This window comes from Pseudarthrobacter sulfonivorans (assembly GCF_001484605.1).
GTDB classification, from domain to species: domain Bacteria; phylum Actinomycetota; class Actinomycetes; order Actinomycetales; family Micrococcaceae; genus Arthrobacter; species Arthrobacter sulfonivorans_A.
On sequence record NZ_CP013747.1, the window covers coordinates 4,351,429 to 4,370,632 of the forward strand.

At 65.1% G+C, this 19,204-nt stretch carries 25 protein-coding genes; 7 read left to right on the top strand and 18 right to left on the bottom strand.

Features of this window, described 5'->3' with window-relative positions; translation table 11 throughout:
* Window positions 1–91: 91 nt before the first annotated feature.
* The 13 genes from AU252_RS19810 to AU252_RS23960 all read right to left on the bottom strand — a co-directional run bounded on the left by AU252_RS19810 (window position 92) and on the right by AU252_RS23960 (window position 7,123).
* On the bottom strand, window positions 92–709 hold the full coding sequence (locus AU252_RS19810; RefSeq protein ID WP_058932179.1) for a hypothetical protein: 618 nt from the start codon (window positions 707–709) through the stop codon (window positions 92–94).
* Window positions 710–711: 2 nt separating this feature from the next.
* Window positions 712–1,647, bottom strand: coding sequence for a hypothetical protein (locus AU252_RS19815; protein WP_058932180.1), 936 nt, complete (start codon window positions 1,645–1,647; stop codon window positions 712–714).
* A gap of 51 nt (window positions 1,648–1,698) precedes the next feature.
* Window positions 1,699–1,836 carry a hypothetical protein gene (locus AU252_RS23955; RefSeq protein ID WP_157769021.1) on the bottom strand — a complete coding sequence of 46 codons (138 nt, stop codon included), beginning with the start codon at window positions 1,834–1,836 and terminating at the stop codon, window positions 1,699–1,701.
* Window positions 1,833–2,633 carry a hypothetical protein gene (locus AU252_RS19820; RefSeq protein WP_058932181.1) on the bottom strand — a complete coding sequence of 267 codons (801 nt, stop codon included), beginning with the start codon at window positions 2,631–2,633 and terminating at the stop codon, window positions 1,833–1,835. The genes AU252_RS23955 and AU252_RS19820 overlap by 4 nt, the downstream gene beginning before the upstream one ends.
* The gene (locus tag AU252_RS19825) at window positions 2,630–2,833 is read right to left on the bottom strand and encodes a hypothetical protein (RefSeq protein WP_058932182.1); all 204 of its coding nucleotides are present in this window, start codon (window positions 2,831–2,833) and stop codon (window positions 2,630–2,632) included. The genes AU252_RS19820 and AU252_RS19825 overlap by 4 nt, the downstream gene beginning before the upstream one ends.
* A gap of 319 nt (window positions 2,834–3,152) precedes the next feature.
* Window positions 3,153–3,563, bottom strand: coding sequence for a hypothetical protein (locus AU252_RS19830; protein WP_058932183.1), 411 nt, complete (start codon window positions 3,561–3,563; stop codon window positions 3,153–3,155).
* Window positions 3,564–3,676: 113 nt separating this feature from the next.
* A complete protein-coding gene (locus AU252_RS19835; protein ID WP_058932184.1) occupies window positions 3,677–4,114 on the bottom strand; it encodes a hypothetical protein in 438 nt (145 codons plus the stop codon).
* The gene (locus tag AU252_RS19840) at window positions 4,107–5,405 is read right to left on the bottom strand and encodes a ParB/RepB/Spo0J family partition protein (RefSeq protein WP_058932185.1); all 1,299 of its coding nucleotides are present in this window, start codon (window positions 5,403–5,405) and stop codon (window positions 4,107–4,109) included. The genes AU252_RS19835 and AU252_RS19840 overlap by 8 nt, the downstream gene beginning before the upstream one ends.
* A complete protein-coding gene (locus AU252_RS19845) occupies window positions 5,402–5,782 on the bottom strand; it encodes a hypothetical protein (protein ID WP_058932186.1) in 381 nt (126 codons plus the stop codon). Before AU252_RS19845 ends, AU252_RS19840 begins: the two co-directional genes overlap by 4 nt.
* Window positions 5,775–5,975, bottom strand: coding sequence for a hypothetical protein (locus AU252_RS19850; protein WP_058932187.1), 201 nt, complete (start codon window positions 5,973–5,975; stop codon window positions 5,775–5,777). Before AU252_RS19850 ends, AU252_RS19845 begins: the two co-directional genes overlap by 8 nt.
* On the bottom strand, window positions 5,972–6,280 hold the full coding sequence (locus AU252_RS19855; protein WP_058932188.1) for a hypothetical protein: 309 nt from the start codon (window positions 6,278–6,280) through the stop codon (window positions 5,972–5,974). Before AU252_RS19855 ends, AU252_RS19850 begins: the two co-directional genes overlap by 4 nt.
* Window positions 6,277–6,771: a hypothetical protein gene (locus tag AU252_RS19860; protein WP_058932189.1), complete on the bottom strand. Its 495-nt coding sequence runs from the start codon at window positions 6,769–6,771 to the stop codon at window positions 6,277–6,279. Before AU252_RS19860 ends, AU252_RS19855 begins: the two co-directional genes overlap by 4 nt.
* 139 nt (window positions 6,772–6,910) lie before the next feature.
* Window positions 6,911–7,123, bottom strand: a complete 213-nt coding sequence (locus tag AU252_RS23960; protein WP_157769022.1) for a helix-turn-helix domain-containing protein — start codon at window positions 7,121–7,123, stop codon at window positions 6,911–6,913.
* Between the two features lie 136 nt (window positions 7,124–7,259).
* Here AU252_RS23960 and AU252_RS19865 point away from each other — a divergent pair, with 136 nt between their 5' ends.
* The 4 genes from AU252_RS19865 (at window position 7,260) to ettA (ending at window position 10,805) form a co-directional block, all read left to right on the top strand.
* A complete protein-coding gene (locus AU252_RS19865; protein WP_083510486.1) occupies window positions 7,260–7,580 on the top strand; it encodes a helix-turn-helix domain-containing protein in 321 nt (106 codons plus the stop codon).
* A 248-nt stretch (window positions 7,581–7,828) separates the two neighbouring features.
* Entirely contained in the window at window positions 7,829–8,410 is a 582-nt protein-coding gene (locus AU252_RS19870; protein WP_058932191.1) for a single-stranded DNA-binding protein, read from the top strand.
* A gap of 108 nt (window positions 8,411–8,518) precedes the next feature.
* On the top strand, window positions 8,519–9,076 hold the full coding sequence (locus AU252_RS24670) for a DUF6993 domain-containing protein (RefSeq protein WP_240484235.1): 558 nt from the start codon (window positions 8,519–8,521) through the stop codon (window positions 9,074–9,076).
* A 46-nt stretch (window positions 9,077–9,122) separates the two neighbouring features.
* Window positions 9,123–10,805, top strand: coding sequence for an energy-dependent translational throttle protein EttA (gene ettA, locus AU252_RS19880; protein ID WP_058932192.1), 1,683 nt, complete (start codon window positions 9,123–9,125; stop codon window positions 10,803–10,805).
* A gap of 102 nt (window positions 10,806–10,907) precedes the next feature.
* Here the strand turns inward: ettA and AU252_RS19885 are convergent, their stop codons facing one another.
* Window positions 10,908–11,888, bottom strand: coding sequence for an acyl-CoA thioesterase (locus AU252_RS19885; RefSeq protein ID WP_058932193.1), 981 nt, complete (start codon window positions 11,886–11,888; stop codon window positions 10,908–10,910).
* Window positions 11,889–11,951: 63 nt separating this feature from the next.
* On the opposite strand from AU252_RS19885, the gene AU252_RS19890 reads away from it, so the two are divergent.
* Window positions 11,952–12,608: a hypothetical protein gene (locus tag AU252_RS19890; protein WP_058932194.1), complete on the top strand. Its 657-nt coding sequence runs from the start codon at window positions 11,952–11,954 to the stop codon at window positions 12,606–12,608.
* A 52-nt stretch (window positions 12,609–12,660) separates the two neighbouring features.
* Here the strand turns inward: AU252_RS19890 and AU252_RS19895 are convergent, their stop codons facing one another.
* Both AU252_RS19895 and AU252_RS19900 read right to left on the bottom strand, forming a co-directional pair.
* A complete protein-coding gene (locus tag AU252_RS19895; RefSeq protein WP_058932195.1) occupies window positions 12,661–13,113 on the bottom strand; it encodes a globin in 453 nt (150 codons plus the stop codon).
* Between the two features lie 4 nt (window positions 13,114–13,117).
* Entirely contained in the window at window positions 13,118–13,810 is a 693-nt protein-coding gene (locus tag AU252_RS19900; RefSeq protein ID WP_058932196.1) for a mechanosensitive ion channel family protein, read from the bottom strand.
* A 121-nt stretch (window positions 13,811–13,931) separates the two neighbouring features.
* Between AU252_RS19900 and AU252_RS19905 the strand changes: the two genes are divergently transcribed.
* A complete protein-coding gene (locus AU252_RS19905; protein ID WP_058932197.1) occupies window positions 13,932–14,924 on the top strand; it encodes an epimerase in 993 nt (330 codons plus the stop codon).
* Window positions 14,925–15,022: 98 nt separating this feature from the next.
* Here AU252_RS19905 and AU252_RS19910 read toward each other — a convergent pair whose 3' ends face one another.
* Together AU252_RS19910 and pepN are read right to left on the bottom strand one after the other, a co-directional pair.
* Window positions 15,023–15,496 (bottom strand): OsmC family protein, encoded by a 474-nt coding sequence (locus AU252_RS19910; RefSeq protein WP_058932198.1) that lies wholly within the window; start codon window positions 15,494–15,496, stop codon window positions 15,023–15,025.
* A gap of 9 nt (window positions 15,497–15,505) precedes the next feature.
* Window positions 15,506–18,073 carry an aminopeptidase N gene (gene pepN, locus AU252_RS19915; protein ID WP_058932199.1) on the bottom strand — a complete coding sequence of 856 codons (2,568 nt, stop codon included), beginning with the start codon at window positions 18,071–18,073 and terminating at the stop codon, window positions 15,506–15,508.
* Window positions 18,074–18,183: 110 nt separating this feature from the next.
* Between pepN and AU252_RS19920 the strand changes: the two genes are divergently transcribed.
* Window positions 18,184–19,200, top strand: coding sequence for a hypothetical protein (locus AU252_RS19920; RefSeq protein ID WP_058932200.1), 1,017 nt, complete (start codon window positions 18,184–18,186; stop codon window positions 19,198–19,200).
* Window positions 19,201–19,204: the final 4 nt, after the last annotated feature.

Below are 19,204 nucleotides of genomic sequence, written 5' to 3' on the forward strand. Positions count from 1 at the left end.
ACATGACAAAGGCCCCGCTGGTAAACCGGCGAGGCCCTGGGGACAACTATCCCCTCGATTTGCCACACTATCGCGAATTAACCCGGTTGCGCTACTTGGAACCTCGCGTGTCGTGCCAAGCGCCCAACACCTCGTGCGGGTGATAGGTCGGCAGCGGCTCGGTATCCACTGGTCGCAGCTTTCCCCGTCGCGCCCAGTCCCGGATGTCCATGCTGGTGATGGCTATCCTGGCGTTGGCCCTCAACCAGGGAAGCAGCTGGCGGGTTGGCATGGGTGGCGCGATATCTCGGACACGCTCACGGTTAGCCTGATGATCGACCCACGTTTCTTCGGGGCCCCACACCAGCTCGCGAGCCTGGGGAACCCAGATCCTCGCCATGTACAGGGTTTGGCCGGCGTCGGGGTTGTCCACCGCTTCGGCGTGAGCACTATAAGGCAGCTGACACAGCCAGGACCTCAGCAGCAGCGCGTCGAGATTGATAGGCGGCTTGGACCCAGGGTGGCCACCACCGCCACCGCTGGAGCCGGGGCTCCTCGTGACACTGGTCCGGGCGATGGGACCATCGAGCAGGCGCACCAACGCCGAGACGTCTTTGAGTAGGCCAGCCAATTCGACGATGCATCCAGTGCAGAGGAAGATCGTGGTTTCCCGGTGGCAGTCAGTCACGGTGCAGAACAGTTTCGGAATGAAAGCAGTTGAGTCTGGCATGTCTAGTTACGTCCTCTGCTGCGTGGGCGTCCGCGCCTGGATCGATTGTTATTCGGTGAGACCTTGGTGAGTGGCTGGGCTGGGCTCACGGCCATACCAGTACCTGCCCGACCCGCCCCGTCCAGACCCGTCCCGACATATCCAGATTTTGTGGGCAGGTGATCTGCCGGATTTGCCGAATCGGGTTCCGTTGCTCCTGGTGCCGTTGCCTGACCGGGTGTTGCTTCCGATGTCGGGCCGGGGTTGGAGCCGGTTGTTTCCGTTGCCTGGCCGGGTGTTGCTTCCGTTGCCGGGCCGGTGTGATGCGGCTTGATGGGGTGGGACGGTTCGTTGGCTTTGACGGTGTACCCGTGCTTGGCAAGCCAGGTGACGGTTGATTGGCGGTAATGCGGTGCAGGCGGCGGCGGCAGGAGAGGGTAGCGGTTGTCGCGGTCGTCGTAGTCGCGCCGGCCGCTGTTGCAGCTGCCACATGCCACGACGAGCGTTTCGAGGGTGCCGGGCTGGCCGGTGTCCCCGCGGTGGTCGTAGGTGCCTCTACGACCGGACTTCTTGTCTCCGAAGTAGACGATCTGCCCGCAGTACCGGCAGGCGTCTCCATCGCGGTGACGGACAGCCGAGGTCAGCTTCGTGTCCCTGGAGTCCCGGGCCTGCTGCCTGTCCCATTCGACTTCCTCGCGGAGCCGGATGTGAAGGAAGTCCGTGTCCTCGATCAGCTTCCAGCGAGGGGCGCCGTCCGGTTCGGTCTCGGCAGTCAGCAGCCCGGCCTTCACAGCAGCGTCCGTGACGTTGCGCCAGTTCGATCCGCCCATCATCTGGGCTGTGCCGAAGTCGATGTAGTAGTCCGTCATGTGGCCGGCGGACTGCATCGCACAGCGGAAGAGGAAGCCGGTCACTTCGTTGAGCGCCCGGTCGTCCTCTCCCAGGTATGCGACCTTCATGAGTGGCGGGTACGTTGCTGCATTGTCTCCGCTTCTGAGCCATGCCACCTATCACTGCCCTTCCTTTTCTGCCTTGCGGTCGTGGATGGCCTGCACCAGGGCAATGCCCTCGGGATCGGCGAGCGCCGGGTGATCGGGCTCGTCGATGATGATCGTCCGGGTTGAGGTCGGGATCGTGTACCTGGTCATGAGAGGTGCGGCTCTATGATTTCGACAACGCGGTTGAATACGGCGTCAGTCAGGTTGCGGACGTTGTTGGGCGGGCTCGGCTCGTCCTGCTTGATGGTGCCGCCGGCGTGGGCGATCTCGGGGAGTCGCCGCATCCATCCTTCCCGCCAGGCGTTGAGGTTGCCGGATACTTCTTCGTCGCGGATGGGCATCAGGATGCCGAGGAACGACTCTCCGCAGCTGATAAGGATTCGACGCGAGTCGTCGGTCGGTTCGATAACGAGCGGTTCGCCGTAGGCGGCGGCCGCGGTTGCGAAGAGCTTGACCAGGCGTCCGGAGGCGGTCAGACGCTTGGGCATTACGGGCTCGGCCAGGACCGCGCTCATGAGCATGCGCCCGAACGTCACCGGGTACTCGTTACCGTCCTCCCTGGGTATCGTCAGCTCTTTGCCCGGGAACAGGCCGGAGACGTCCAGCACGGTGATCGTCTTGTTCTTGATGGTCAGCCGCAGCGCCTCACCGATCTCGCCTTCCTTCTGCTTGCCGCTCGACTTGAAGAGCGCCAGCAGCTCTTTCGCGACATCGACCGGGAGATTGAAAGCATCGGTGTCAGGATCGCCGGTCAGCCCGTCCGCTTCCCAGACGGATGCCGCCGAGTGGCCGAGGGTCTGCATGTTGCATGCGGTCAGGTAGAGGTTGTTGTCGGTGGCGGTGAAGTGTACGACGGCGTGGGCCGGGCTGTCCTTCACGTCGGCCGCGTGCGGGATGACCGACTGAAGCGCCTGGCGGACGTCCAAGGTGTTGACAGTAAGGATCATCCGGTCACGCCCGATACGTCGACAAGCCAGATGGCCAGCGGTGCACAAACTGCTGCCTGCAAGCAGTTGAGCTGCAACCCGCCCCGGCCGGTCCACACCTTATTGCCGATGTACACGACCAGAATCCGAAGTACTGCGACCAGCGCAAGCAGGCCAGCGAGGATCGCTACGGCGAGTGCAAGGTAATTCCAGAAGTTCATGTGTTGTCGCTTCCTGTTCCGTGGGTGGGGCAGTCGGGGTTAGTTGGTCGTCTATGGGCCTGGCTCGGGTTGTAGCGCCATGGTGGGCAGCTGCAGCCTGGGTCACGGTTCGGGACGCGGTTCCAAGAGGACGCTGCGCCTACGCCTACTACGTGCTCCCTGGCCATGGCTCCCTCTCTGGATCCTGCGGGGTTATTTCGGGGGCCCGCCCGGATTCGAACCGGGGCCGGTTGCTTACTTCCTCATGGGGGGATTGGTTTCAGCAGGTGGCTGCCTATCGGGCCCGTGCGGCGCCGGGTGTGCCCGGCGCCTGGTTTGGTTACGAGACGCGGGCGCGACGCTTTTCCAGGTAGTTGCTCAGACCCGGGTCTGCGGCCGGTGGTTCCTCGCCTACCTTGGGGCGGGGAACCGCGGGCGGTGGTGGTATCAGCGCGGTTCCGGTTTGGACGGCACGCTGCACTGCTGCCATGTCATCGGCCGGTGGGGCGGCCGGACGGGGCTGGCCTTTTGGGATCGGGGCCCGGGCGTAGACGCTCCAGGTCTTCCCGTCGTCGTTCTTCCTGGCGGTTGACTCGCATCCGTTCTGACGGAAGGCGGTAGGCGGTGCTGTCGTCTTCCAGTCCGGGCTGATCAGCGCCCATTTGCCGGGGTTCTGCTTCAGCGCTTCGATGACGTGTTCGTAACCTTTACCGCCGCGGCTGGGCGGGTCCTGCCAAACGAGTTCAACCATGTTCCTTGCCTTCCTTTAGGAGCAGCGGCATTCGCCGGTGTGCTGATTGATGACGCCGTTGCATGAGCCGCAGCGTTCTAACTGGGTGGGCTTATCGTTCTGCGCTTTGGTGGTCATGCTGCCCCTCCGTTCAGGTTGGTTCCGGACTCACGGCAGGCGCCGATAGTCAGGAAGCCGTAATCGAAAGCGGTCACGCGGTCATCGAACACGGGCTCATCGATCACGTGGACGATCTGGTCACCGTCCCAGCAGGAGAGCAGCCAGCGCCCGTCCTCGGTCCGCCGGACTCCCGCCCGCGGGTACCGGGCATCCATCACCACGAACGGATCATTCGGCGAGCGCAGCGGGGTCGGGGCCGGCAGCGGTCGGGTAGCCAGGTACTTATCGATGGCGTCGTCGTATTCTTTGAGGGCTTCGACGTGGTCGAGTACAGCGGTCTGGGCTTTCCACTGCTTGCCAACAGGTGCGGGGTCGCTGAGGATCTCGGGGCGGTAGCCGCAGAGGCAGACGGGTTCGTTGTCGGGGTTGCGGGTGAGCCCGTGGTTACTCATCGTCGTTGCCCTCTGCTTCGTGGTGGTAGGTGATGACGGCTTGTTCTGCTTCGGTCCACTGGTAGCCGTGGACCGTGGCGAGCCTGCCCCGCCACGCTTCGGTGGACTGCCAGCCGGGGCCGGCGCGCCATCCGGATACGTCATCCATGTGGATCTCGCGTTCGAACTGATCCACGTGCATGAGGGCCACGAGCTGGGGAATGTTCAACTTCTCGACCGCATCAATGACTTCCTGCTGGTCGATGTCTTCGTCTTCGAGGCCGAGCCAGGGTGCGATGTCACCAATGTGGTGCCGCTCGAGCACGTAATCCACGAGCATCTCGTGCGTCTTGTCAGCTGCCGGCTTCTGGATCGCTTCCTTGATGAACTGCGTCCGGACTTCCATGGCGGTGGCTAGGCCCCGAGTGAGCTCCTGGCGGCGGATATCATCGGCGAGCTGCGCGGGCGTGCGCTGCGGTACGGTGGCGGTTGCGCTGGCGGGTCGTTCCTTGAGCCACGTGATTTCAGGATCGGACTCGTCGCAGATCGCGGACCAGCCCCCGGCGACTGCTTCGGCCACGGTCATCCCTGTGTAGGAGACGCGCCATCCCGTCCACGTCCAGTTCTGCCCTTCGGGGCGTTCGACGATGTCCACGCCGGCGCCTTGCAGCTCAGCGGTCAACCGGGGCAGGTTCTCCAGCCATGCCCGGGTTTTGGTTTCCTTGGCCAGCTGGAACGCCCAGTCGTTCGGCTTGTCAGCTACTCGGAGGAGACGCTTCGTGGCTGCCTCGTCGTCGGTGAAGTCGACCAGCACAAGCGCCTGGTCAATGTTCAGGGTGCGGTCCTCGATCTTGTCCTTGGCGTCCTCGGACAGATTCGCCAGTGCGATCCGTGACCGGACCAGGCTCTGCGAGCGCCCGGTGGCTTTCGCTATGGTCTTGACGTTGTAGCCGTCGAACTCGGCGAGCGTCTGGTAGGCGGCGGCTTCCTCGTTGATAGTCAGGTCGGTGCGCTGGGTGTTCTCGACCAGCATCGCCTCGAGCTGTTTCGGTTCGGTGTTGAGGTCTTCGCGAATCACGCAGGGGAGGACGTCGAGGTTGGCCAGCTGCGCGGCGGCGTACCGGCGGTGGCCCGCGATGATCACGTACTGGAAGGATGCCTGGCTGAAGTCGGGGGCGACGACGAGCGGTTGCATGATGCCCTGGGCGGTGATGCTGTTGGCAAGGTCAGTGACGATCCCGACGTCGCGGCGGACGTTCTTCGGGTGGATGGCCAGTGCGCCGATGGCGATCTCCTGGAAGCGGGTGCTCATAGCCCGGTGTCCTTCCTGGTGAAAGTGAGCAGCGCCTTCTCCGCTTCATGCGCGGCGGTAGAGGCTTCGTCCTCGACGTTGAGCGCGAGCTGCAGCGCAGTCTCTGCCTTGACTGACCCGGCCTTGGCGATGGCCAGCAGCCTGTTCGCGTTGACGCTCTTCCGGACCAGGGCGGCCAGCTCGACGTCGTCAACGGGTGACCAGGAAGGCCGGCGGAGGTGAGCGTTGGGAACGTAGTGCTGCATGGCTTTGTCCAGTACCGCCTGCTGCCCCTCCGTAAGTGGCAGCCCCGGCAGTGCGGTGACGGCGGCGGCGAGGGCCTGCTTGGGTTCGTTGCCGAGGAACTGCTCTTCGGTCTCCACTGGCTGTTCAGTCATTGTCTTGTCCTGTCTCGAATACGAATCCGGCAGCGCCGGTAATAAGGAAGGTGACGCCGGCGAGGTAGCCGGAGTTGATGATCGGGAAGGTGGCTACGGCTGCGAGTACGGCGAGCGCACCGAGGACCAGGAGCGGGAGGTAGAGGAAGGTGCGGCGGCGATTCCGGCCGACCCGCACTGACGGGGCTTTCACAGCGCCGCTCCCTGCGCGGCGGCGTTCCATTCGGGGGTGCCGCGGTGGATGTGGAGCGAGTAGTTTGCCCAGATGTCCCCGTTGAGGAGGATCTGGCCTTCGGTCTTGCTCTTGACCGAGACGTCGATGCGGTATGCATCGATGTCCACGTCTGCTTTGGATCGGTTCTGCCAGAACCACTTCAGCCAGGTGGTCATCCCGTCTGACAGTTCCCTGGCGTCTCGGAACTCAAGGTCGGGGTATTCCTTTAGTGGGCGGTGGCCGACCGGCTGGACGACGGCGAACCGTTTGATACGGGCCTTCATCGTGCGGCCCGGTCGAGTGCACGGTTCAGGTTGGCCTGGACCTGCGCGATATCGGATGGCTTGGGGCCGGCAGCCGTCGGGGCCTGGGGGGTTAGTTCGACGGCTGCCGGGGTATTGAGGGCGGCGGTAGCTGCTGCCGCGTCGCGGGTGGCGAGTGCGTCCAGGCCGTCGCCGTAGCGATCGACTGACTGCTCTACCTCGGTGGCGAGGTTGCGTGTGTGTTTGACCAGGTCATCGAGTGAGGCGGTCAGGTGGTCGAGTGCCTGGTCGGCGTTGCCTGTCCGGTCGAAGGTCCGCAGCGTGCGGACAGCGTTGGCTACTTGGATTGCCGAGCTGATGACGTGCTCAGCCAGCTGGTGCCGCCGGCCCTTCTCTATGCCGAGGTACTTGTCGGCCAGTCCGGCGCGGCCACCGAGGCGGCGGTCCTCGACACCGAAGAACAGATGCCGGGGTGGACCCACGATCTTTTCCTGTGAACTCGAAGCGTCCATTGATAGACTCGTTTCTGATTCGAGAGCCAGGAGACCCCGTGCAAAGGGCCTGGCTCTTGGGTTATCTAATGGCGGTCCAGTGGAATCTTTGGCGAGAGGTCACTGGACCGCTTCTTTATGCCTGCGGTAGGCCCGTGGGTTACTTGAGGGACTCGGCGGCGGGAGGGCCGGCGGCCGGCTTCAATGCTTCTATGTCGCTGGCGTGGAAGAGGTAAGCACCGCGAAGACCAGGCAGCTTCTGAGCGGGGCTTAGGTCGCCCCGTTCGACCAGCCGAATGATGGTCCGCCAGTTCTTGCCTGAGACTTTGGACGCTTGCGCCGTGGTGATCAGGTGAGGTGCAGTTGTTGGCATGTGTCAAAGATAGGCGCACCTTTGACATATGTCAAAGACTTGTCAGAGGGAAGATTTGCGGCGCGTGTTTTGAATTACACGAAAGTTTGTAGTTTGAAATCTAGACAAAGCTTTGTCTGTGACATAGCTTTGACTCATGAGCACCCAACCGATGCACACTCGAACCCCGGAATTTCAGTTGAAAGACCGGCTCCGCTTAGCGCGAGAACTGAATAGCTTTGAGCAGGCGGACATTGCCGCAGAGCTCGGAATCAGTCGGGCTACGGTTTCCAACTATGAGCGCGGCGCCACCATGCCGGGCAAGCTCGTCATCAATGCCTGGGCAGTCGTCTGCGACGTGGACGTCGAGTGGTTGAAGACGGGTAAGGCCGATACAGCCATGCATCCGTCTGATCCGGGAGGCAATCTTCACTCCCCAAAACTTGAGCCGGTCTCAGAACGCAAGCCTTTGGATTAGAAGGCCGCTGCTCTATCCCCTGAGCTACTGGGGCACGTGGCGCCACGACCATAGATCCGGCGCATCAAAAGTCTACATTGCCCCGACGCGCCGCAGCATCAGCGTCGCGCGCTGCGGGCTCTTGTCCTCAACAAGGCGGTTTCAGGCAGGGTTGTGCACATACGCGAACTTGTCTCTCGCGGCCCGGTGCTGTCCGCGCGAAGCTGGTTCTGCCGCTAAGGCGCTACCTTTCGAGACAGGACAAGATGATGACTGACTACCAAACATTCCGGGGCTTCGTTGCCACGGATATCAAGACCTCCACAACTCCGGGCGGCGTTGGCACAGCCTCGTTCCGCCTCGGTTCAACCGCGCGGCGTTTTGACCGCGCCACTAGTGCCTGGGTGGACAGCCACACCAACTGGTTCAACGTCCAGGGCTACCGTCAGCTTGCCGGAAACATGGCCTGCAGCATCAAAAAGGGCCAGTGCGTCATCGTCGTTGGCCGGCTCAAGCTGCGCAGCTGGGAGAAAGACGGCCGGGTCTACCATTCGGCCGAAATCGATGCGGATTCCGTGGGTCACGACCTCAAGCGTGGTTCGGCCAACTACATCCGTACCAGCGACACCGGACTGCACCTCGTCTCAGACAACGGCGCGGCAGGGCAGGAGGCGTCAGCGGAGGGCAGCGGCGTCGGCCCAGCTGATCCTGACGAGGACGGCGGAGACCCGGAAGAAGGGGAGCACACGGACGACGACGCCGCAGCGTTGGGAGTCTTCCACGAGGATGCAGACGGCAACCGCATTCCGGTGGACGCTGAAACAGGCGAGCTCGCCGGAGCCACCGTCTGAAAGTGCTGGCGCTGGATACCGCACGGGACGCGGGCGGGCCCGGGGCCGGCAGTCCGCCCGCGCCGGGACCGTTCCGTCCCAGGCTTGGCCGCGTGGCAGAATGGCGGCATGAATCGCGCGACGGACAACCGGCAGGCAACCCCCATCACCAGCCGGACCACCCGTTCCCGGCGGTTCGGGGCACGTGCGGGGCGGGCGCCCGCGGCGCTCGCCGGAAGCCTCCTGATGGTTCTTGCGCTTGCAGCCTGCACCGGCGGCTCCCCAACGGCGACAGGCACGGGCGCTGCCACGCCCGGCGAACTGGCCACCCCCTCGGGGCCGGCCACCACGGGCTCCACCCGGCCGGCCTCCACGTCCCCGGCGGAGGATCCGGCCATCGTGGAGATGAAACAGACAGTAACGGACGCGCTGGGCAGGCTGGCGGCGGGGACCCCAAAGCCAGCCACCGCCCAGGTGACCGATGCGCTGACCGGCGCCGGGATTCCCCCTGCGGCCGTTGAAGTGTCGGCGAGCCGGACGCCTACCGGGCTGGAAGCTGATGCCATTGAGGCCGCTGTGTTGCAGGGCACCGACTGCGTGGTGGGACAGGTCCGCGATGGCAACGTCACCGTTATCGTTCTGCCGGTCCTGGCCAGCGGGAAGTGTTTCGTGGGAGCGGCTGCCTGACGCCTCGAATGTGAGTTAAGCCCGCCAACCCACTAGATTTGGAACCATGGCGGAATTTATCTACACAATGACCAATGCCCGCAAGGCAGTTGGCGAAAAACTCATTCTTGACAACGTAAGCATGTCGTTCTTCCCGGGCGCCAAAATCGGTGTTGTCGGCCCGAACGGTGCCGGTAAGTCCACCATCCTGAAGATCATGGCCGGACTGGACATCCCGTCCAACGGTGAGGCCCGGCTCAGCCCCGGTTACACCGTGGGGATCCTGTTGCAGGAACCGCCACTGAACGAGGAAAAGACTGTCCTGGGCAACGTCCAGGAAGGCGTTGGCGAGATCTACGGCAAGATCCAGCGCTTCAACGAGATCTCCGAGGAAATGGCCAGCCCCGACGCTGACTTCGACGTCCTGCTCGAAGAAATGGGTCAGCTGCAGGAAGCCATTGACGCCGCTGAGGCCTGGGATCTCGACTCCCAGCTTGAGCAGGCCATGGACGCCCTCCGCTGCCCGCCCGCGGACGCCGACGTGACACTGCTCTCCGGCGGTGAGCGCCGCCGCGTGGCCCTCTGCAAGCTCCTGCTGCAGAAGCCCGACCTCCTGCTCCTGGACGAGCCCACCAACCACCTCGACGCCGAGAGCGTGCTGTGGCTGGAACAGCACCTCTCCAGCTACGCCGGCGCAGTCCTTGCCGTCACCCACGACCGGTACTTCCTTGACCACGTCGCGGAATGGATCGCCGAGGTTGACCGCGGCCACCTGTACCCCTACGAAGGCAACTACTCCACGTACCTGGAGAAGAAGCGTGCCCGCCTGGAAGTCCAGGGCAAAAAGGACGCCAAGCAGGCCAAGCGCCTCACCGAGGAACTCGAGTGGGTACGCTCCAACGCCAAGGGCCGCCAGACCAAATCGAAGGCCCGTCTGGCCCGCTACGAGGAGATGGCTGCCGAGGCTGACCGCACGCGCAAGCTTGACTTCGAAGAGATCCAGATCCCGCCGGGCCCGCGCCTGGGCGGGCTGGTCCTGGAAGCCAGGAACCTGCAGAAGGGCTTCGACGACCGCACCCTGATCGACGGCCTGTCCTTCACGCTTCCCCGCAACGGCATCGTCGGCGTCATCGGCCCCAACGGCGTGGGCAAGTCCACGCTGTTCAAAACCATCATTGGCCTGGAGCCGCTCGACGGCGGCGAGCTGAAGATCGGCGATTCAGTCAAGATCTCCTACGCGGACCAGAGCCGCGGCGGCATCGACCCGAACAAGACCCTGTGGGAAGTTGTTTCGGACGGCCTCGATTACATCCAGGTGGGCCAGGTCGAAATGCCGTCCCGCGCCTACGTTGCCGCTTTCGGCTTCAAGGGTCCGGACCAGCAGAAGAAGGCCGGGGTGCTCTCCGGTGGTGAGCGCAACCGCCTCAACCTTGCACTGACGCTCAAACAGGGCGGCAACCTGCTGCTCCTTGACGAACCCACTAACGACCTCGACGTCGAAACGCTCAGCAGCCTTGAAAACGCACTGCTGGAGTTCCCCGGCTGCGCCGTGGTGGTATCGCACGACCGCTGGTTCCTGGACCGGGTGGCCACACACATCCTGGCCTACGAAGGCGACGAGGAAAACCCCGCCAAGTGGTACTGGTTCGAGGGCAACTTCGAATCCTACGAGGAGAACAAGGTAGAGCGGCTCGGACCCGATGCGGCCAAGCCGCACCGCGTGACGCACCGCCGCCTCACCCGCGACTGATCGCAATGAAGGCCGGCACCCCGTCAGGGTGCCGGCCTTTCTGCTGCCTGCCGGAAGCCAGTCAGCCCGCTCTGCCAGCCGGCTTAGTCAGCCCGCTCAGCCTCAGTTCCGCCCGGCCTTGCGGATCTGGTGCTCCATGACTTTGGACTGGAACGCGCCAACTACTTTGTTTTTCAGGTCGGTGGGAACCCGGACCATGCCCTCCTGCGCCACCGAGGCAACGTGCTGCCCGGCCCGGTTGAAAATTTTGCCCGTTGCGAGGCCGCGGGCTCCCTGGGCGCTGGGGGATTCCTGGACGTAGAGCAGCCATTCGTCCACCCGGGCGGGACGGTGCCACCACATGGCGTGGTCGAGGCTGGCGACACTCATGCCGGGCGTGATCCAGCTCAGCCCGTGGCGGCGCAGGATGGATTCCAGCAGCGTGTAGTCGCTGGCGTAGGCCAGGGCGGCCCGGTGCAGGTTTGAGTCATCGGGCATGGGCCCGAACGTCTTCATCCAGACGGCGTTCCGGGCCTCCTTCTTGCCTTTGGCCGAAACGTACAGCGGCGGGTCGACGTGCCTGATGTCAAAGGGCCGCTCGTAAGCCCAGTGCTGGGCGATGGGGTGGTCGAACTTGCCCAGCAGGTCGGCCGTGCTCGGCAGCGACTCAGGATCGGGAATCCCGGCGGGCATCTTGGATTCGTGGTCGAGGCCTTCGTCCAGGTCCTGGAAGGACGCGATCATTGAAAGGATGGGCACCCCTTCCTGGTAGGCATGGACACGCCTCGCCGAAAAGGACCGGCCGTCACGCAGGCGCTGGACACCGAACGTGATGGGCTTGTTGGCGTCGCCGGGCCGGAGGAAATAGCCATGCATGGAATGGACAAACCGTTCCGGGTCCACCGTCTTCATGGAAGCGACCAGCGACTGGGCCAGCACCTGGCCGCCGAACACACGCTGCCGGGGCTGCTGCTGCGATGGGCCAAGGAAGATGTCCTCATCCGTCCGGGCGCCCTCAAGCTCACCAAGGTCAAGGAGCTGGATGAGCGTTTCGGTGGGGTCGCCGCTGGGTGGCGCCAGCAGTCCGGGTTCGGCTTCAGTCATGGATTGACTCTAGACGTCGCCCCGCCGCTGCTCAACCAAGCTTCAGCCGGTAGTGTTCTTAATGTGTCTGACCTACTTACGAAGTCCTTCCGGTTCGCCGATCCGCGTGATCTCGCCGATCTGCGAACATTCACCACCCGTGCCAAGACGGTCGACGACGGCGCCATCCGGCTTCAGGCCGCAGGTTCCGTTCTCGCGGCCTACGTGTGCGTTCTGCGGCCCCGCCTGCTGGGCGAATCCACCCCCACCATCCTGGGCCTGCGGACCATGGCGCTGGCGGAACCTTCCGCGATTGACGTGACGGTACCGCTCTCAGCCGTCCTTGACCGGCTTGCCAGGGCAGGGGAGGACGACGTCGAGCTGCCGGTTCCGCCGTCCACCGTCACCGAATCGTGGACAGGCGTCGGCGCACCGCGCACCGGCTGGGAACTGGTGGGTGCGTTGTCGGATGCCGAACTCCGGCGGGCGGCCGAAGCCGGCATCACCGAAGTGGCGGGCATCATGCCCGCCCAGCCGGGGGCGCTGATCGTCAACAACGCACGCGCCGCTGTTTGGGGCCGGGCCCTTGATGACTCCGGCCTTCCGGCAGGAGCCGCCTTCGCGGCCCTCACCCTGGGATTCCTCGCAGACGCGGACCAGAAGCTGTACCGGGCGGGCCGTTGGTTCCGCCTCAGTGGTCCACGCGGCCACGTCCTGGCACGCACCGGCAGCGGCCTCTAAAACCCGGCCAGCCGCCGTCGTACGCGCCCATTCGCTAAGCCCGAAGGCCGCGTCACGCCTCCGACGGGCTGTTCACCATGGACAGCGCGGCGCGTTCCATGTAGTCCCAGAGTGTTCCCTCGTACAAGGGTGGCAGTTCCAGGGCATCGACAGCGGTCCGCATGTGGAACAGCCAGCGGTCCTTGGCCTCCGGCGTGACCCGGAACGGTATGTGGCGCATCCGCAGGCGCGGGTGGCCACGCTCCTCGCCGTACGTGGTGGGCCCGCCCCAGTACTGCTCCAGGAACATCAGGAACCGCCGCTTGGCCGGCTCGAGGTCCTCCTCCGGGTACATCGGGCGCAGCAGCGGGTCAGTGGCGACGCCGTCGTAGAAGACATCGATCAGCTTAGCGAACGTGTTGTGTCCGCCCACGGAGTCGTAGAAGTTGTCCGTATAGCCGGGCTGGCTGAAGGGATCGTTCTGCATGAGCTGGCGTGGCTGCTGCGGCTCGGCGGGTATGGTCATGTTTCTATTCTCCGGCCTTTTGCTCAGTCTTTTTCGCCTCGGTGGCGGGCGCACTCAGGGCAGTGTCCTGCTCGGCGATTGGCGAGTCCGGCACCGGCACGTAGTTGCCCTGCGAACGGTTGCCCACCCGAAGGATCTCGCCATTGCGGAGGTACCAGACGGCGCCGTCCTCCGAGCGGACCCGGGTGATGCGCAGCCCCATGGACTCGACCACGCCCACCACCTCGCTGGTTTCGATGACGTCGCCGATCCCGTACTGGTCCTCGATGGTGATGAAGATGCCGGCAAGGAAGTCGCGGATCAGCTGCTGGGCGCCAAAACCAATGGCGATACCCAGGATTCCCACGCTGGTCAGCAGCGGGGCGATGTCGATGTCCAGGTTCTGCAGGACATACATGGTGGTGATCACGGCCACCAGAACTCCGACGATGCTGTTGAGCAGGGAACCGATGGTTTCCGCCCGCTGCACGCGGCGCTCGTGATCCAAAGCCCGCAGGGCGGGGGCAACCCACTTGAAGTGCGGTTTCTTGAAGAAATTGGTGCCCGCAGCCACGCGCTTGCTGATCCGGGAAATCACGAAGGTGGCCACCAGCCATATCGCGATTCCGACGCCAAGGCTGATCGCGATGCCCGTGACGCTGACGCCGTCGGGCTGCGAGGTGAGGGGCGGGGGTGTAAGCGACATCGTGCTGAACATAGAGGTAAAACTCCTTGGGGGGTCACCGGCGGCGGCCGGGGGATGACGTCGGCCCATGCACAGGTTCGCCCGCGGCATAAGGCTCTATTCCCTTTCAACCCTAGCGCCGTAGCGTGTCCCCATGCGCATCCTCATTCTGGGCGGAACCGCCTTTCTCTCCGCTGAAATCGCCCGGCAGGCCGTTTCCGCAGGTCACGCAGTCACTTGCCTGGCCCGCGGGTCCGCGACGGAACCGCCAGACGGCGTCCAGTGGGTAAAAGCGGACCGTTCACTCGGCGCGAACAGCTACGCACAGGTGGCACGGGACTGGGATGCGGTGATTGACGTGGCCCGAGATCCTGTCCCGGCCAAGGAGGCGCTGACCGCCCTGGCGCATCGGACCAGCCACTGGACGTTTGTGTCCAGCTGCTCCGTCTATGCGGACGCTTCGACGCCGGGAGCTGCTGAGGACGCCGCACTCCTGGCCCCCTTGCCGGCCGGCACGGAATCCACTCCGGAGAACTATGGGGAATCCAAGTCTGCGATTGAACAGGCAACCCTGGAAGCCGCAGGGGACAGGGCGCACCTCTGCCGCGCCGGCCTGATCGGCGGCCCCGGCGACGGAACGGACCGGTACGGTTACTGGCCCGCAAGGTTCGCAAGGGACAACGGCCCTGCCGTGGTCCCGGCCATCGCCGGCCACGCCACGCAGGTCATTGATGTCCGGGACCTCGCGGCCTGGGTTCTCGATGCTGCCCAGCGCGGGGTGACAGGGCCGCTGAACGCTGTGGGGGACCACGTGCCCTTTGGCGAGTACCTGGAGGTGGCCAAAGCAGTGGCCGGGTATCGGGGTGAGGTCTTCAGCGCACCGGAGGATTGGCTCCTGGAACAAGGGATCGACTACTGGGCCGGACCGGGTTCCCTCCCGCTGTGGCTGCCGCCCGGCCACGAGGGGTTCTGCGACCGCAGCAACCACGCCGCCAGGGCCGCCGGATTGGCCATAAGACCCTGGCAGGAAACGCTGGCGGCCACCCTGGAGGACGAACGCCGCCGCGGCCTGGACCGCCCCCGCAAGGCAGGGCTCACGCCCGCCACCGAAACACGGCTGGCAGAGGAGCTTGTTCGAAGCCGCTGAGTCCGGCCGAGCGCGAACTGAAGCACCCCACCCATGTAGGTCGCACTAACTGTCGTTATGACCTCCCATAACGACAGTTAGTGCGACCCAGTTGGGTCTCAGGCCACCTCGGTCACGGGTGAATGATGCACGGGGAAGTTGACGCTGCGGGCGATGAAACAGACCGCGTTGGCTTCGCGGTGAAGCTGTTCCGCGAGATCCACGTGGGCCGCGTCCTCCACGGTCACCCGCGGGTTCAGCGTGACGGACTCGAACTGTCCGCTGCCGTCGCGGTTCAGCCGCATCACACCGGTGGCGTCGTCCTGATAGTCGGTCACCACCACCCCGTGCTTCACCGCCACGTGCAGGAACGACAGCATGTGGCACTGCGCCAGCGCCGCCAGGAGCAGCTGCTCCGGGTTGTAGCGGTCACGGTCCCCATGGAACGTCGGATCGGCGGAACCGGGCAGGACCGGCAGCCCGGGGATCCGGATGTCGTGGTCCCGTGAGTAGCCCCGGTACGACGACGTGCCGTTACCCAGGTTGCCGGTCCACTGCACCGTCAGGGAATAGTGGTGCTCGCCCAGGCCCATGGCGCCGGCCTAGGCTTCGCCCGGCAGCACGTCGGCCGCGCGTGCCCGCAACGCCCGGGCCACGCCGTCCCGGTTTTCCAGCATCATGCGGCGCAGGGCGGCGCTGTCGGCCGGAAGGCCGGCGAGGAAAACATCTGTCCGGTCCACCGTTGCCTGCGTGGTCAGCAGTGCCGGGTAAAGCCCGACGACGATCTGCTGGGCGAGTGCGTGTGTGCGGTTTGCCACGATCCCGGGAACAGCCTCGAAGTACTTTTCCGCGTACGGCTCCAGCAGCGAACGGTCCAGCACGCGCATAAAGCCTGAGACCGCTGAACCCTGGAGCGCATTGGAGAGTTCTCCCGTGACCACGACCGAGTCCCACGCGGCGGCCTTGGCATCGGGCGTGGGGATCGCGGCTTTCGCAAGAGCCGCGGCGTTCTGTCCGCTCGCGGTGTTGTCGCGCTCCAGTTCGGCATCGATCTGTGCCTGGCCCCGCCGGCCACCGGCCACCAGGGACGCCAGCAGCTCCCAGCGGAGGTCCTGGTCCACGGCCAGCCCGTCCAAGGTCGCCGTGCCATCCAGGAGCTCGGCGACGGTGTCCAGCTGGCCCGGGCTGCCGGCCAACAGGGCAAACGACTTCACAAACTGCAGCTGGGCGTCGGACCCGCCAAGTGCTGCACTGGCAAGCTCCCACAGCGTGTCCACGGCGGTGACCGTTGTGGCCTCGCGGTGCTCCTCGGCCACATAGAAGTTCAGCGTGGTGGCCAGCTGGCGCAGCTGGACCAGGATCACCGAAGAATCCGATTCCGCGGCCACGTTGGCCAGGATCAGCTCCACATACCGGCGCGCCGGGGACTCGCCATCGCGGGCGGCGTCCCAGGCGGAGTTCCACACCAGGGTTCGCGGCAGGCTCTCGCTGAAGTCCTTCAGGTGCGCCGTTGCCGTGGCGAGGGACTTCTCGTCCAACCGGACTTTCGCGTAGGCGAGGTCGTCGTCGTTGACCAGGATCAGGTCAGGCTGGGCCAGGCCCGCCAGCTCCGGAACCTCGGTGCGCTCGCCGTCGACGTCGAGCTCCTCGCGGTGCACGCGCTCCAGCTTGCCCGCGCTGTTCAGGTTGTAGAACCCGACGGCGAGCCGGTGCGGACGGATGGTGGGCCACTCCTCGACGGCTGACTGCACGATGGTGAAGGATGTCAGCGTCCCGGAGCCGTCCACGGCGAGCTCCGGCTTGAGGGTGTTGACGCCGGCGGTCTCCAGCCAGAGGCGGCCCCACTGGTCCAGGTCGCGGCCGCTGGCCTTCTCCAACTCGACCATGAGGTCGCTGAGTTCGGTGTTCTGCCAGGCGTGCTTGGCGAAGTACTCCCGGACCCCGGCCATAAACTGCTCCGGCCCCACCCACGCCACCAACTGGCGCAGGACAGACGCGCCCTTGGCGTAGGTGATGCCGTCGAAGTTGACCTCCACGTCCTGCAGGTCGCTGATGTCGGCGAAGATCGGGTGCGTCGTGGGCAGCTGGTCCTGGCGGTAGGCCCAGGACTTCTCCACCGAGGCGAAAGTTGTCCACGCGCTCGTGAAGGACGTGTTTTCCACGGCCGCGAGGTGGGACATGTATTCGGCGAAGGATTCGTTGAGCCAGAGGTCGTTCCACCAGCGCATGGTCACCAGGTCGCCGAACCACATGTGGGCGAGTTCGTGCAGCACGGTGATGGCCCGGCGCTCGATCTGGGCCCCGGTCACCTTGCTCCGGAAAACGTAGCCTTCCAGGATGGTCACCGCGCCGGCATTCTCCATGGCGCCCGCGTTGAACTCGGGCACAAAGAGCTGGTCGTACTTCTCGAACGGGTACGGGAAGCCGAACTGCGCCTCGAAGAATTCGAAGCCCTGGCGGGTCAGGTCAAAGACGTTGTCCGCGTCGAGATATTGCATCAGGGACTTCCGGGCAAAAACTCCCAGCGGGATCACGCGGCCGTCGGAACTGGCCACTTCGCTGCGGACCGACTGGTACGGGCCGGCGATCAGGGCGGTGACGTAGGAGGACAGCCGCGGTGTGGGGGTGAACGTCCAGACGGAGCGGGCGCCGCCGTCGTCCCCTGGTGTGGCTTCCACCGGGGCAGGGGTGGGGGAGTTGGAGATGACATCCCAGTGCGACGGCGCGGTGACCGTGAATCTGAAGGTGCCCTTGAGGTCGGGCTGCTCAAACACCGCGAACATCCGGCGCGAATCGGGAACCTCGAACTGGGTGTACAGGTACACCTCGTGGTCCACCGGATCCACAAAGCGGTGCAGGCCTTCGCCGGTGTTCATGTACGGCGCGTCGGCCACCACCGTGAGCTCGTTGGCCGCCGCCAGGTCCGGCAACTGGATCCGGATACCGTCGGACACTGCCGCAGGGTCCAGGGCGTGCCCATTGAGCGTGACGGTGTGCACGGCGTGCGTTACGGCGTCGATGAATGTGGTGGAACCCGGCACTGCCGTGAACTTCACCGTGGTGGTGGTCCCGAAGACCTTCCCGCCCCTGGTCAGGTCGAGGATGACATCGTAGGAGTCAACGTTGATGAGTGCGGCACGCTCGCGGGCTTCGGCGCGAGTCAGGTTCATACCTGGCAAGTGGGGCCTCCAGAAGGGGTTGCGGTTGCCGGCGGGCGGTGGCCTGCAGCGGCACAGTGAAGTCATTCTGTCACGGCCTCCGGCGGGAGTAGCGTTAATGCATGGGAAAGTTCCGGGATTCGGTGGACACCAAGGCACTGCGCTTCGCCGTCGGCTTTCCCATGGTCCTGGCGGCGGCTTTTGTGTTCTGTGCCTTCTTGCTGCGTCCCGATCTTCCGGACCCCGTAGCCATCAGCTGGACGGCCGACGGCGGCGCCTCCTTTGCCCCGTTCGGCGCCTATGCGGCCGGCGGCGCGCTGCTTATCATCGCCTCAGGCTGGCTGGTGATGTTCCAGGCGGCACCGCTGTCCCGGCCCGCTGTGATGCGCCGGATCATGATGGGGACGGGACTGTTCCTGAGCCTGTTCATCACCAGCGTCCTGGCGGCCGGGCTGGTGGGGCAGGCCGGCCTCGCGGACGCCCGGGAGTCCCAGGTGGATCTCACGGTTCTCGCATTGGGCAGCGGGGCGGCCTTGTCGCTGGGTGTCATCATGGGCTTCGTGTTCAAGGCCGACCGGCAGTGGTCGCTTGACGATGACCGGGCCCTGGAGCGGGCCCTCGCCCGCGAGCTTGACCCGGAGCTTGCGGGGGACACGTTCCGGATGTGGGTGCACGCCCGCAGCTCGGTCTTTGTGATGATCGCGGTGGCAAGCCTGTTCCCGGCCGCGCTGATCGCTGTGGCGCTGCCCTGGCTCGGGGCCCTGGTGGCTGCCCTCGCTGTGGTGGCCGCTGCTTTCCTCTGCGCCCGCGTCAAGGCCGATCGCCGCGGCCTGCGTGTCCTGGTGGCCGGAGTGCTGCCGGTCATGGATGTGCCGGCGGCCGCGATCTCCACCGCAAGTGCCGCGGACGTCCGCGCCGCCGACTACGGCGGGTGGGGCTACCGCAACCACAGCGGCACCGCCGCGATGCTGGTCAGCAGCGGGCCCGCCGTCGTCGTGCATCAAACCGACGGGCGCAACCTTGCGGTCAGCGGCGGCAGCCCGGCATCCGCGGCCCGGCTGGCGGAAGTCCTGACCCGGGTGGCTGCCAGGGCGCACGGGGGCACTTCCGGCGAACGCGCGCCGGAGTCTGAGTCCTAGTAAC

Excerpts from the sequence above, each read along its gene's own strand:
- AU252_RS19810 (WP_058932179.1), bottom strand. The coding sequence starts at position 709 with ATGCCAGACTCAACTGCTTTCATTCCGAAACTGTTCTGCACCGTGACT.
- AU252_RS19815 (WP_058932180.1), bottom strand. The coding sequence starts at position 1,647 with ATGAAGGTCGCATACCTGGGAGAGGACGACCGGGCGCTCAACGAAGTG.
- AU252_RS23955 (WP_157769021.1), bottom strand. The coding sequence starts at position 1,836 with ATGACCAGGTACACGATCCCGACCTCAACCCGGACGATCATCATCGAC.
- AU252_RS19820 (WP_058932181.1), bottom strand. The coding sequence starts at position 2,633 with ATGATCCTTACTGTCAACACCTTGGACGTCCGCCAGGCGCTTCAGTCG.
- AU252_RS19825 (WP_058932182.1), bottom strand. The coding sequence starts at position 2,833 with ATGAACTTCTGGAATTACCTTGCACTCGCCGTAGCGATCCTCGCTGGC.
- AU252_RS19830 (WP_058932183.1), bottom strand. The coding sequence starts at position 3,563 with ATGGTTGAACTCGTTTGGCAGGACCCGCCCAGCCGCGGCGGTAAAGGT.
- AU252_RS19835 (WP_058932184.1), bottom strand. The coding sequence starts at position 4,114 with ATGAGTAACCACGGGCTCACCCGCAACCCCGACAACGAACCCGTCTGC.
- AU252_RS19840 (WP_058932185.1), bottom strand. The coding sequence starts at position 5,405 with ATGAGCACCCGCTTCCAGGAGATCGCCATCGGCGCACTGGCCATCCAC.
- AU252_RS19845 (WP_058932186.1), bottom strand. The coding sequence starts at position 5,782 with ATGACTGAACAGCCAGTGGAGACCGAAGAGCAGTTCCTCGGCAACGAA.
- AU252_RS19855 (WP_058932188.1), bottom strand. The coding sequence starts at position 6,280 with ATGAAGGCCCGTATCAAACGGTTCGCCGTCGTCCAGCCGGTCGGCCAC.
- AU252_RS19860 (WP_058932189.1), bottom strand. The coding sequence starts at position 6,771 with ATGGACGCTTCGAGTTCACAGGAAAAGATCGTGGGTCCACCCCGGCAT.
- AU252_RS23960 (WP_157769022.1), bottom strand. The coding sequence starts at position 7,123 with ATGCCAACAACTGCACCTCACCTGATCACCACGGCGCAAGCGTCCAAA.
- AU252_RS19865 (WP_083510486.1), top strand. The coding sequence starts at position 7,260 with ATGAGCACCCAACCGATGCACACTCGAACCCCGGAATTTCAGTTGAAA.
- AU252_RS19870 (WP_058932191.1), top strand. The coding sequence starts at position 7,829 with ATGACTGACTACCAAACATTCCGGGGCTTCGTTGCCACGGATATCAAG.
- AU252_RS24670 (WP_240484235.1), top strand. The coding sequence starts at position 8,519 with ATGAATCGCGCGACGGACAACCGGCAGGCAACCCCCATCACCAGCCGG.
- ettA (WP_058932192.1), top strand. The coding sequence starts at position 9,123 with ATGGCGGAATTTATCTACACAATGACCAATGCCCGCAAGGCAGTTGGC.
- AU252_RS19885 (WP_058932193.1), bottom strand. The coding sequence starts at position 11,888 with ATGACTGAAGCCGAACCCGGACTGCTGGCGCCACCCAGCGGCGACCCC.
- AU252_RS19895 (WP_058932195.1), bottom strand. The coding sequence starts at position 13,113 with ATGACCATACCCGCCGAGCCGCAGCAGCCACGCCAGCTCATGCAGAAC.
- AU252_RS19900 (WP_058932196.1), bottom strand. The coding sequence starts at position 13,810 with ATGTTCAGCACGATGTCGCTTACACCCCCGCCCCTCACCTCGCAGCCC.
- AU252_RS19905 (WP_058932197.1), top strand. The coding sequence starts at position 13,932 with ATGCGCATCCTCATTCTGGGCGGAACCGCCTTTCTCTCCGCTGAAATC.
- AU252_RS19910 (WP_058932198.1), bottom strand. The coding sequence starts at position 15,496 with ATGGGCCTGGGCGAGCACCACTATTCCCTGACGGTGCAGTGGACCGGC.
- pepN (WP_058932199.1), bottom strand. The coding sequence starts at position 18,073 with ATGAACCTGACTCGCGCCGAAGCCCGCGAGCGTGCCGCACTCATCAAC.
- AU252_RS19920 (WP_058932200.1), top strand. The coding sequence starts at position 18,184 with ATGGGAAAGTTCCGGGATTCGGTGGACACCAAGGCACTGCGCTTCGCC.